Annotated in this window: 11 protein-coding genes and 2 pseudogenes; 8 read left to right on the forward strand and 5 right to left on the reverse strand. The window is 52.8% G+C overall.

Going from position 1 to position 11939, the window contains the following annotated elements; genetic code table 11:
- Positions 1–25: 25 nt before the first annotated feature.
- The 3 genes from K787_RS25625 to K787_RS0120040 are packed head-to-tail and all read right to left on the reverse strand — an operon-like array spanning position 26 to position 1763.
- Complete coding sequence (locus K787_RS25625; protein WP_235801965.1) at positions 26–772, reverse strand: hypothetical protein; 747 nt, start codon at positions 770–772, stop codon at positions 26–28.
- Positions 730–1473, reverse strand: a complete 744-nt coding sequence (locus tag K787_RS25630) for a radical SAM protein (RefSeq protein WP_235801966.1) — start codon at positions 1471–1473, stop codon at positions 730–732. The genes K787_RS25625 and K787_RS25630 overlap by 43 nt, the downstream gene beginning before the upstream one ends.
- A complete protein-coding gene (locus K787_RS0120040; RefSeq protein WP_022964594.1) occupies positions 1452–1763 on the reverse strand; it encodes a hypothetical protein in 312 nt (103 codons plus the stop codon). The genes K787_RS25630 and K787_RS0120040 overlap by 22 nt, the downstream gene beginning before the upstream one ends.
- A 332-nt stretch (positions 1764–2095) precedes the next feature.
- Between K787_RS0120040 and K787_RS0120045 the strand changes: the two genes are divergently transcribed.
- The 8 genes and pseudogenes from K787_RS0120045 to K787_RS25635 all read left to right on the forward strand — a co-directional run.
- A complete protein-coding gene (locus K787_RS0120045; protein WP_022964595.1) occupies positions 2096–2362 on the forward strand; it encodes a type II toxin-antitoxin system prevent-host-death family antitoxin in 267 nt (88 codons plus the stop codon).
- On the forward strand, positions 2362–2664 hold the full coding sequence (locus K787_RS0120050) for a type II toxin-antitoxin system RelE/ParE family toxin (RefSeq protein WP_022964596.1): 303 nt from the start codon (positions 2362–2364) through the stop codon (positions 2662–2664). The genes K787_RS0120045 and K787_RS0120050 overlap by 1 nt, the downstream gene beginning before the upstream one ends.
- Positions 2665–2784: 120 nt before the next feature.
- Positions 2785–3373, forward strand: a pseudogene (locus K787_RS23930) (nucleotidyl transferase AbiEii/AbiGii toxin family protein); the annotation flags it as partial.
- 188 nt (positions 3374–3561) lie between these two features.
- Positions 3562–5439: a MobH family relaxase gene (gene mobH, locus K787_RS0120065; RefSeq protein ID WP_022964599.1), complete on the forward strand. Its 1878-nt coding sequence runs from the start codon at positions 3562–3564 to the stop codon at positions 5437–5439.
- Between the two features lie 303 nt (positions 5440–5742).
- Positions 5743–6711: an IS5 family transposase gene (locus K787_RS0120070; protein WP_028615150.1), complete on the forward strand. Its 969-nt coding sequence runs from the start codon at positions 5743–5745 to the stop codon at positions 6709–6711.
- Positions 6712–7012: 301 nt separating this feature from the next.
- On the forward strand, positions 7013–7939 hold the full coding sequence (locus tag K787_RS0120075; RefSeq protein WP_022964600.1) for a LysR family transcriptional regulator: 927 nt from the start codon (positions 7013–7015) through the stop codon (positions 7937–7939).
- A 1458-nt stretch (positions 7940–9397) separates the two neighbouring features.
- Entirely contained in the window at positions 9398–9772 is a 375-nt protein-coding gene (tnpA, locus tag K787_RS0120085; protein ID WP_022964602.1) for an IS66-like element accessory protein TnpA, read from the forward strand.
- Between the two features lie 95 nt (positions 9773–9867).
- A pseudogene (locus K787_RS25635) lies at positions 9868–10161 on the forward strand (DinB/UmuC family translesion DNA polymerase); the annotation flags it as partial.
- Positions 10162–10170: 9 nt separating this feature from the next.
- On the opposite strand, the gene K787_RS25160 reads toward K787_RS25635, so the two are convergent.
- Positions 10171–11628 (reverse strand): hypothetical protein, encoded by a 1458-nt coding sequence (locus K787_RS25160; protein WP_152486873.1) that lies wholly within the window; start codon positions 11626–11628, stop codon positions 10171–10173.
- A gap of 65 nt (positions 11629–11693) precedes the next feature.
- The coding region (locus K787_RS25640; RefSeq protein WP_028615151.1) for a hypothetical protein at positions 11694–11939 on the reverse strand (246 nt) is incomplete at its 5' end.

The following is an 11939-nucleotide window of genomic DNA, read 5'->3' on the forward strand; positions in this document are numbered from 1 at the left end:
GATTAATTGGCCATTAACAATAACTTTACGCATTGTGGCTTCCGGCAGGCTGCGCCCATTGGTATGCCAAGTCCAGAAAGGTTGTATCTGCAACTTGGAGTTTTCGGAAGAAGTAGTCGAACAGCCAGGTATTGCGCCTGCAATGTTCAGTCATTCTGGAAGGTGCATCGATGGAGCCGAATTCAGCTTGTGCTCCAACAGGATCAGGTCCGCAATACGGATTGAAAGCGCATGAGGAGCAGTGAGGATCTCGTGTTGAGAGGGTAGAGGTCGCCAAATGCTGCATGAGAGGCGTGCGCATCAATGCCTCAAACGGCGTGCCAATTTCCCCCAATCGAAGGGACACATCTCCAGTCTCAGCCAACATGCGAGCTTCGTCACTAGGATATACAAAGCCATCATAATTGTAGACTAAAACGGCTAAACCCGCTCCGCAGGGGCTCTGTAAGTCCACATAACCAGCATCAAATGAGGATAGTATTTTATTGAGGATTAGCGCTGCAGTGCCTTCGCGGAGCTCCACTCCGTTTCTGTTCCAGTAGAGCACCCTATCCAACGCTCGTGAATAGAAATCTGCAAAGTTCTCAAGTGAATATCCGAGGTGCTTGATGTTACGCTTCGCGAATCCAAAAAGGCTTAAGGGTCTGATGAATACCTCACTAAAACCATGCTTTACATATTCGTCCACTATGGCTTCAGGGTAGTCAAGAGATGCTTTTGTTGTAGTCATCAGCGCTGAGACGGAGTGGTGGCCCAAGAACCTACGCGCCATGGCGATTCCATCCAGGGTTCGTTCATAGGAATCACGCTTTGAATTTGGTCTATTCCTATTGTGGAGGCTGGCCCGTCGAGACTGGTTGAAAGATAGACATTATATTTTTTGAGATAATCACATATGTCTGGGGTTAATTGATGAAGTGTGGAGGTGATCACAAAACGAAGATTACGCTGCTCGGTTTCGTTAATTTCGAGAGCCTGCTCGATTGCTTGCTGAATCAGATCGAAGCGAATAAGCGGATCTCCTCCTTGGAATTCGATTGTAAGTGTTTTGGCTGGACTCTGGAAAATGGTTTTACAGGCGGCCGTTACCTGTTTCGGTGTCATTGAATACCCAGTAGCGTCCAAACTCCTGCTTACTTGACAGTACTGACATGAATGTTCACATTGAAGTGTCGGAACTAGGATGTGGAGAGAGGCACCTCCTGTAACAGTCTCTTTTTTTGTAATTATCCTGGAGAGGAGCAGCTGCGAGCTACCTGTTGAGCTCTGTCCCCTCAGGAAAAATTTTGACTGTAATTCAGCCCTTCTTTCCAATGCTAGGGAGTCAGGACTTTCTATCAGAGCTAAAAGTTCTACTTGACTCAGGAATGTGTAGTCTCCTGTTGCGCTGATGGCCACAACTGAGTCGTTGCCTAGTCGGTGGAAGCCAAAGGGAAATAGTACTGTCCTGTTCACTTTGTCAGCATGGAGCATAGAGCCCTCTCTACCAGATCATTAAGCTCTATAGTAGAGCGCTCGGAAATGCGCTCGCGCAGAAGGATATCAGCGACCATCTGATTGATTAGAACAGAAATGTCGATGATATCCTTCCCGCTATCACAAAGCACCTGGATTCCTTTTTCGGCCTTACGGACGGTCAAAATTCCGCAGCACAGCATAAGCAATTTTTCTTGATGTGCTGTTGATAGCGCATCAGGTAGCGCTACCCCACGCCATTCACCAGATTGAGGTGAATCACTGATAATTAAGGAGGAGGCTTTCATCTGTTCTTTCCTTTTTATGCAGAATATTTGTCTCACATACCTGTGATATCAGTATGCCTTAGGTGGAAGAGGTTTTGGAGAGCGGTGGGCAATTCTCGCTGTGTAGAACGTGTGTGCTGAACCGCACTGGGGCATCGTGCTGTCATGATTGAGTCTCCAAATAAAAATGACGTCATGGTCACGACAGTAATGAGTGAGTATGTGTTTTTTTGATGGGGGCAGAGAGCTCCATCTGCCATAAACCGTGCTAAGCTTGGTCTTGTTTCGATCGAAACGAATGATTCGTGCGATTCGAATAGAATGACGGTGTTGGATTATTGGAGTGGCAAGCTATGTCTATGCACTTGATGACGGCAAACGAAGCAAAGTCTCGGTTTGGTGAGGTGCTGTTAAGGTCCCAGCGTGAGCCAGTCTATATCAGCAAGCACGGCAAACCGGTGGCAGTGCTGGTTGCGGCTGAAGATTTTGTCAGTAGTGAAGAGCTCAAGCTGGAGCTGCTGCGATTAAGGGCGGAGCGAGCCAAGGAGCAGATTGCTTCCGGTGAAACGGTAGATGGGGGCGAGTTTTTTGATCAGCTGTTGCAGGGAAGCGATGACTGATGGCGTCAGGCTTTCGTTTAACCCGTGATGCGCAGCAGGATCTGACTGCGATCCGCCGTTACACAGTGAATACGTGGGGGCAGGAGCAATCCAGAAAGTACCTGCAGGGCACGAGGGAGACGATTGAGCTATTAGCCGAATTTCCCGGTCAGGGGGTTGTCAGGCTGGATGTGGGGGAGGGGGTGTTCAGCTTTCCGTATGGTAGCCACATGCTTTATTACCGAATAAAGGAAGAGCAACTAGTGGTGTTTGCGGTGCTGCATCAGCGGATGGTGCCAACGGAGCATCTGCAGGGGCGTTGAAAACGTTGTGTCTGGGAGAAAGATCGCCGCCCTGCAAGACTCCTATGTCTATCACCTATCTGATCGAAATATGTATCACATCGGGTTTTATGGTTGCTCCAGGGTGCGCTGGTGGTCACCGCCGTGCTGTCCATCGAGCGCAGGCCGTTGAGTGCCAGGGCAAGCGATCTGTTCGGAATCGAATTCGAGGTGCCTGTCCTGGCCCCGGACGAACTCTACGCCGGGAAACCAGGGGCGGCGCTGGATCGCCAGCAGCCGCGGGATCTGTTCGGCGTCTGGCAGTTGTTCGAGACCGGCGGCCTGACCGATGCGATGGTCGAGTGCTTCGTGGGCTATCTGGCGGGGCACAGCCGACCACCCCATGAAGTGCTGTTTGGCAACGACAAGGATATCGCCGGGGATGTATGAACGTGCCTTCATCGGCATGACCGAGGTGGCTTGTTCGCTGGAAACCTTGCTCGATACCCGCGCCCAGCTACGCCAGGAACTGCCGCAACGGCTGAGCGCCGCCCACCGGCAGTTCCTGAGCGGGATGACCCGTACGTAACCCGACTGGTCACTCCTGCAATGCCCACATGCCGACAAGCTGCCGACACTGCGCTGGAAGCTTGCGAACCTGAGCACCTTCAAGCAACGTCGTCCGCAAGACTTCGTTACGCAGGCTGATGCCCTTGATGCAGGCCTGGCCGCCTCACCCTCCAGGGACTGAGGCAGGGTTGCCTGGCGAAACCAGAAAAAGCGGCTGCGCCGGTATCCTTTTCTTTGGCGTCTGGCGACCCGTTCCCGCCTATACGTAAAGGCTTTGAACAAGGGTAAAGGCAATGGGACGCAAGGGGAAAGGCTCTACCCGGAAAGGCCAAAAGGTTGCCCAGACCCAGCCTACTACGGGGTGCTGCCATGCTTTCGCTGTTCCAGCGCAAAAGGAAACCGCCGGTCACCGGCACCACCTCACTTCCGATAGCCGAACTGCCCAGCGGGCTGATTCAACCGGAGTCGGCCACTGCACTGCTCGCAACGGCACGCAGGCAGCGTCTGCTGGAACATATCTGGCAACGCACCTCGCTCTCTCGCAAGCAGTTTGCCAAGCTGTATCTGGCGCCTCTGGAGCGCTACGCAGAACTGGTCCAGCAATTTCCCGCCTCCGAGGCACATCACCATGCCTACCATGGGGGCATGCTGGATCATGGTCTGGAAATTGTTGCCTTTGCCCTCAAGCTGAAGCAATCACATCTGTTGCCTGTTGGTGCTGCTCCCGAGGATCAATCTGCTCAGGCCGAAGCCTGGACAGCCGCCATAGCCTATGCCGCCTTGCTCCATGACATTGGTAAGATAGCGGTGGATCTTCATGTGGAATACACCGACGGCGGTATTTGGCACCCGTGGCATGGCCCAGTGCGACGCCCGTACCGCTTTCGCTACCGTAAGGATCGTGAGTACCGACTGCATGGCGCCGCTACCGGGCTGCTTTATACCCGTGTACTCGATTGTGAAATTCTGGATTGGCTCAGTAACTATCCCGAACTATGGTCTTCGCTGCTGTATGTGCTGGCCGGCCAATACGAACACTCCGGCGTACTCGGTGAGCTGATCATCAAAGCCGATCAGGCGTCGGTGGCCCAGGCACTCGGGGGCGATCCGACCAAGGCCATGGCTGCGCCCAAGCATGCTCTGCAGCGCAAACTGCTCGAAGGCCTACGTTACCTACTGCGCGAGGAGCTGAAGCTCAATCAGCCCCAGGCGTCGGATGGGTGGTTTACCGAAGATGCGCTCTGGCTGGTCAGTAAAACCGTCTCGGATAAGCTGCGTGCACACCTGCTTTCGCAGGGAATCGATGGCATCCCCGCCAACAATACTGCCGTCTTTAACGTGTTGCAGGATCACGGCATCCTGCAACCCACACCTGATGGCAAGGCGATCTGGAAAGCTACGGTGACCAGTGATGCCGGTTGGTCGCACGCGTTCACTTTTCTGCGTCTGGCGCCTGCATTGATCTGGGAGGCGGAGGAGCGGCCTAATTCATATGCTGGAACCGTGGTACCGCAGCAAGGCGAGGCAGGTGCAGATAGCCTCGAGCCCCAGATCATCCCGCCCACCACAGCGATGCTACCGACTGAGAGCGGCGTGCTACCTCCACCATCCATTGTATCCGGCAATGCATCCAGACCAGTCGTTGACGATGTAGCCGCTCTCCTGAATTTGTTCGAGGATTCCACTGCATCGGCGAGTGAAGGGGGGCCAGAACAGAAGAAGCCGGTGCCACCTACTACCATCCCGAGTAACCAACCAGTGCGGCCAGTTCCAATCGAACAAACAGCCCCAACAGTGGCTCCCCCAACCGAGCAGCCGTCGGGGGAGCATTTCATGGGCTGGCTACGTCATGGCATCCAGGCACGCAAGTTGATCATCAATGATGCGCGTGCGCTGGTACATACCGTGGCCGATACTGCCTACCTCGTCAGCCCCGGGATATTCCAGCGTTATGCGCAGGAATATCTGCAAGTCAAAGCGCTGGCAAAGCAGGAAGGCTTGTCTGATTGGCGCTGGGTACAGAAGCGATTCGAGCGGCTTCAATTGCACCGCAAACACCCGAGTGGCCTGAACATATGGATCTGCGTAGTCTCTGGGCCGCGGAAAACCAGGCAACTTCACGGCTACCTGCTGAACGAGGCGTCCGTACTATTTGATCTGGCCCCCACGAACAACCCTTATCTGGCACTGAAAGCGGAATCAGCCGAAACTAACGCATCTGGATCTATCGATGCTTCAGGCAGTTAATCGGTTTTTACAGGATTCATCTGGTAAAAACTTAAAGTCGACATATGAGTAGGATGGTTGATGTTCCGGAATAATTCACCGGAACTATAAAAACAGTTGAAAACGGAAGGTATATGGCAAGTGTTACGTAACATTTTTCATCTGTTTGTAATATGTCCTGCGAAACTCTCTATTTCAGCCTCCGACGTTAGCCTTTCGTTTAATATCAGGTGTAAGTCGCTTTGTACTATCTTGTCTTGGGAAGGTCTGAAAAAGACTTCCTGAAAAGGTAAAATGCGTCAGCGCCATTTTCGAGACCACCGCATGAAACAGATGAGCTTTGCAGACGCCGAATACGCTGGTAAACGTAAGCAGACCCGCCGTGAGCGCTTTCTGCTGGAAATGGATCAAGTGGTTCCCTGGAAGCCATTGCTGGCGCTGATCGAGCCGCACTATCCCAAGGGCGAAGGTGGTCGACCTGCTTACCCGCTCGACGCGATGCTGCGAGTTCATCTGATGCAGAACTGGTTTGGGTACAGCGATCCAGCGATGGAAGAAGCGCTGTATGAAACCACCATCTTGCGACTCTTCGCGGGCCTTCAACTTGATCGCATTCCGGATGAAACCACTATTCTCAACTTCCGTCGGCTGCTGGAACGCTACGGCCTGTCCACGGCGTTGTTCGAAGTGGTCAATCGTTACCTGGGTGAGCACGGGCTAATGCTGCGCCACGGCACCGTGGTCGATGCAACCATCATTCATGCACCCAGTTCGACCAAGAACAAAGAAGGTAAGCGCGATCCCGAGATGCATCAGACCAAGAAGGGTAACCAGTATTATTTTGGCATGAAGGCCCACATTGGCGTTGATGCTGAGTCAGGGCTGGTTCACAGTCTCGTGGGGACGGCGGCCAATGCGGGCGATGTTACTCAGGTAGACAAGCTTCTGCATGGCGAAGAAACCCATGTATGCGGTGACGCCGGCTATACCGGCGTTCAGAAACGGGATGAACACAAAGGGCGCAAGCAGGTGGTCTGGTCGATTGCGATGCGCCCAGGCAAGCTCAAGACATTGAGCAAAACCAAGCTGATCGAGAAAGGCTTGCGCCGAATCGAGCGGGCCAAAGCCAGTACACGAGCCAAGGTCGAGCATCCGTTTCGAGTGATCAAATGCCAGTTCGGATTCACCAAGGTGCGCTACAAGGGCCTGGCGAAGAACACGGCCCAGTTGCATACCTTGTTCGCCCTGGCCAACCTATGGATGGCCCGAAAACAGCTGTTAAGTGCAGGATAAATCCGCCCGGAGTACTGGGTACAGCGGCCTGGATGGCCGAAAAGGGGCTGCAACGAGCTGAAAACGCGACTGAGGGCGATGAAATCGTTCCTGAAATGTTTTTTTTGTGAGCCGAGGTCATAATCGCCGCCCATATGGCCGGTATTTCAGACCTTCCCTTGAGGTATGAAAATTGCTGTTGCGAACCAGAGATACTGATTATAACTGTTAGTGAATATCTGCACGCTATCGGAGCCGTGAGCGGGCGCGCCGCTGGCCAGTATTGCTCCAATGCTAACCCTAAAATAGAATTGGAGCCCCCATGGATCTGCGGCATCTGCGGTGTTTTTTGATAGTAGCCGAGGAGCTACATTTCACACGTGCGGCAAAACGGCTGCACATTGAGCCATCGCCCTTATCGCGCACCATAAAAGAGCTTGAAACAGAGCTGGGTGTCGTGCTTTTAAAGCGTGACCGTCACAGTACTCGCTTAACGCATCCGGGTAAGGTGTTTTTACAAGAAGTAAAGCATGTATTCATGGCTCTGGAGCATGCAAAACAAAGCGTGATGGCTGCGGCATCTGGCTATCGCAGCACATTGCGAATCGCATTGTCTGACGGTGCGGCTCTGCCTCAACTGGCGCCGGTTCTCGCACGCTGCCGGGAAGAGGTACCGGATGTAGAAATTCGGATAATAGAAGTACCGCTGTTAGCGCAGTTGCGTGGACTGCGCGATAACACTTTTGATGCGGGATTCTCTCGTTCAGCGGATGTGGGGGATTCGATTGTTGCACAACCCGTCTGGAGCGATCCTTTGGTGGTTGCCGTACCGATACGGCACCCACTTTTGGTTCATGCTGAGATCCCCTTGTCGGACCTGCTTCGTCATCCGCTAATATTATGCCATCCGGAAATCTATGCGGGATGTAGCCACCAGCTCAATCAGATTTTGCGTCGGGGTGACACCGAACCCATCGTGATAGAGCATGTGACTTCCATGGATATGATGCTGGCATTGGTCGCGGCTGGATACGGTGTGGGATTTACCACATTGTCACATGTTGCAATGTGCCAGTATCCAGAGATTGTGGCGCGACCACTGAATATGGAACGCTCCGCACTCATTACGTATTTACTGAGGCCTGACACTACGCAATCGTCGCAACTGGAAGGGTTTATCACGCGCGTACTGAACAATGCCGAGGATTCAGTTCCATTGGTAGCGAGAGTAAATCAACTTTGTAGATAATAGGTGTGTCCATGGGCATTGTCGATATCTGAAAATTTGTAGAGTACCTTGTTCCAGAGCTTACTCTTGATGCGCTGGATCTCTTGGGCAAATATTCGGTGACAATTAGAAAGGAGTTGGAGCAAGAGATCAGATATCTTTCGAGAATTGCCAATCCTGATAATCCCGCTGAGCATCTACTACGGCTTGAAAAAAGCTCGAACTGATTCGAAAAAGCTATTTCTTGAACGGCATGCTCCACGTGGAAAAATTGAGGGTCAATATGTTCAGGCCCTTAGTGGGAGTGCTTCCAATGCTGCGTTTGATAGTTTAGCAAAGGCCGCTGGAAGCGATTGGCGGTTGAGGACGCACCAATGCAGGCGAACATATGCAAGAGCCTTTGTAGAGTCCCGAATGGGCCGTACTTCGCTCATCTACCTGAAATGGCAATTCAAGCACAGCGCATGAGTATGACCCAACTTTATGCATCCAATCCGCAACAAGATCTGAACTGACCTCGGTTGTCATGTTCCCCGCTACAACTGACTTCGATGGCGATAGAGAGGCTATCGAATCATCTATGCGAGGCTTGGTAGCCCGCGTAAAAACAGCGCGGCCGGATGACGAACTGATCGCGTTCACTTCTCCAATATTTGTGTCAATGGAGCGGTGTGTGGAGGTTTCACTCATCCGGTGGTCACAAGCTGAGGAGAGTAGTATTGCCGACGCTGACTTAGCCGCACATCTAGAGGAGTTCTGGGCCGACGGTTGGATGCTTCGTAGTGCATCTCCTGAACCTTTGAGCACGACAACCGTATTCGCTTCCCCCCCGCTAGATAGGCTGATGGAGGACCAATGCAAGGCTTGGCCGCTTGCCGCGCCGCTTGGTATCGACCGTTTGGGGTATCTCCAACACGACCTATATCCTGGAAGGCTTTTCCTTCCGACGCTTCCTAGCACCGACCAAGCCGAACTTACTCCTCGCGGGGGACAGTTGGAGATTAAGGTTGACGAGCAGGTCATCGCGGACCTCTGTTATTGGAATGCGGGTTGGGGAACTGCGCGCCCCATGCAGTTCAGTGGTAACTGCGGTACAGCACTTACTTCACGAGGGAGGTGCTATCGGGAGGGGGAGGACGCACTGGAAGGTGCGGTGCGATCATTCTATCTTTGGCAGGTGAAAACACTGCACCGATCCAACACTTTCGACCCCTTCAATCAAACTCTGACGACGGGAGCAATGTTCGTTTAGTTTCTTGCTAATTCAGGAAACCGCTGGATGATTGTAAGCGCTCGGTACACGCACATTTTGCTAAGGTGTTTCTTGCTGAAAGGATAAGCCATTGATGACTACGAAGAGTACGGCGAAGAGATTCCTTACGAGAGCCCTGAGCAAAGTAAGCGTCCGGTGATCCCGTCTTGAGCGTCCCGTTATAGCCGTCAGGATAGTGTCCACTTATATTCTAGTGGACACTATCGATGAACTCATTAAGCGTAACCACTCCTGAACGTACACGCCGCCGTTTTTCTCCTGAATTCAAAGCCAGCATCATTGTTCAATGCCGGCAGCCGGGCGTCTCCGTGGCCCGTATTGCCCTGGATAATGATCTCAATGCCAACCTGGTCAGACGCTGGATCAGTCAGGCGCGAGAAGACGGATCACAGCTGGCAACGCCCGGGTTTATGCCAATCAGCTTGCCCACCAACGCTTCGCCGCCGGCCAGCAGATCGATCTCGAATGCAGGCAATACCATCCGCATTGAGATACCCCGTGCCGGTGGTGCGGTTGTGGTGGAGTGGCCCACAGAACAGGCCCATCAGTGTGCCGTCCTGTTGCGGGGTCTGCTGGGATGATCCGCATTGATGAAATCTGGCTGGCGACCGAACCGCTGGATATGCGCGCCGGTGCCGATACAGCACTGGCGCGGGTGGTTCGGGTGTTTGGCTCGGCCACCTATGTGGCTAGAGCATTTGAGAAGCTGCGTGCCCAGGGATCACTGTGCAAGAAGGTGCGCATCAGCATCCGCCCCGGCATGTTCAATCCAGACGAGGCTAAATTCGCCAAAGGCATCATCTGCGAACTACCATACCCAACCGACGACACGCGCCTGGTGATCCAGGCCGCGCAATCCGGCCTGGATGCGGTATTCCAAGAAGGGTATGCATATGCCAAAGCCGAGATTTTGTTACTGGATCTGCGGCAACGTGGTGAGTTTACTGATGATCTGTTTGCTCATCTACGATATGCGTTGTCAGGTGCTGGCCAGCATGGATTGCCTTCGAAAGGCTCGAAGCCGTCCATGCAGGAGCACCAGCTCGGCGGATGAACGGCCTTTTGTCGCAAAGTGCAGCAATTGTTGCAGGTGAGATTTTTTGATGCGCTTGGTTTCAGCTCTGGCGACGACTCTGTCGGGGAGAAGATCCCAATTGGAGTTAGCAAAAAAGATGAGCCCATATGTCTGCATCAGCACGTTTAACGCGTGGGTCGGTGGATGGATGACCCTTTTTGATTTATGCAAAGCACGCCCCGGAAAAACTGAGTAAAACGGGTTGCTCCGGCCCGTGAATTCTTGGCTGGTGCGAGTATGCTGATAGAAAGCTCCGACTAGTGTCAGAGCAAAGATGAACAGATTATTCGAGCTCCCGTGTGCTGCCGTGACAGCTGTAAATGGTTTGCTCGCCGCTTGGCATTGAATATAGCAGTTTTGAACCTGTGAAGCCCAAGTGACCACAATATTGATATCCGAATCGGTCATAGGGCGGTTGAAGAACCCACCTGGATCGATGAATGTCCCTCCGTGGGAGAACCCCCCCTGCAAAATACCTTTCAGAACGTTTAGAGCGGCACCTGGTGCAAGCGCCTCCATTTCAAATGGTACCTCGGTGATACCCTTGGCGTTTAGGGCCTTCAGAAAATTCACCGTGAGTTCCGCAGCCTCTACACCTCTGTTATCCAATGCCGAATATTCCAAAGTAGCCCGATTGGCAGATAGGTTAGCGCTAACAAGCGCCAACATGCTACTTGGGCCCTTTTCGGCTTCTAAGGTGTCCTCTCGTATCCAATGCGCCAGTTGACTAAGCCAAAGATTCAGTGCTTTTGCGGAGCATTGACGGATTACGCCGTCTGGCAAAGCTTCCGCTTCGGGATGGGCATTCTCCCTAGTCCATTTCTGCTCCTCATAGGTCGCAGTCGCATCAAGCGAGTTTTCAAGGTGAAGCAACTCTAATCCGAAATTAGTTTCCGTAGGTGGCTGAGTCCAACCGGGAAAACAACGTTTCAATTCCTCCTGCGACGCAATTCCTAGCATTGGCTGGTGAAAGTGCCTTCTCCGCGTAGTCATACCAGATAGGAGATTTTGAAAAAGCACAGCGCGGAAAGTCTCCAGCTGATCACGCTTTGTGCGTTCCCGCTTAGGAAGCCGCTCGCTGAGAAAACGCATAGATGCATCTTTTGGGGAAGATACATACGGCTCGCTATCCGGGCCTTCAACCCAAGCATTGATAGGTACGCTTCCCATGATCTGCGCGAGCCACTTGTGATGTAGCAGTGTCGGGGCCTCTGCGAGTATTATTGCCAGATGATTCACCTCGTCCGGGTGGCAATGCTTAGCCAAACACGCCACTTCCTTGATGGTCGATGTAAGAATCCCCGGAAGCTTACGCTTTACGATCTCAAGCTGGTCAGTGCGATAAAGCGCACGCGGTGGCATCAGGTAATCCTCTTTTGCGATTAGAATGCCCAGCCACCCCAAGTGACTGGGCTCACGAGGTTGTCTTAAACGAACAACGCTCCGCTCGGATCGAGCTCAGGTTGACGCTCGGTCTCGAGCTCAATCCGCGCTTGGCGGTTGATCTGCTCACCACGGCTGTTTTCCTCTAGGCGCTGTACTTCTCTATTTGCCAAGGATACGGCTTCCTGGGAGGACGTGGCCTTGCCTTCTCGAAGATAAATTTGCGCCAGCTTACGGGCATGGTCGATCGCGCCATTTTCATTGATAGATCGTAAGCATCCGGTCAGCAC

The organism is Halopseudomonas pelagia CL-AP6, from assembly GCF_000410875.1.
GTDB lineage: Bacteria > Pseudomonadota > Gammaproteobacteria > Pseudomonadales > Pseudomonadaceae > Halopseudomonas > Halopseudomonas pelagia.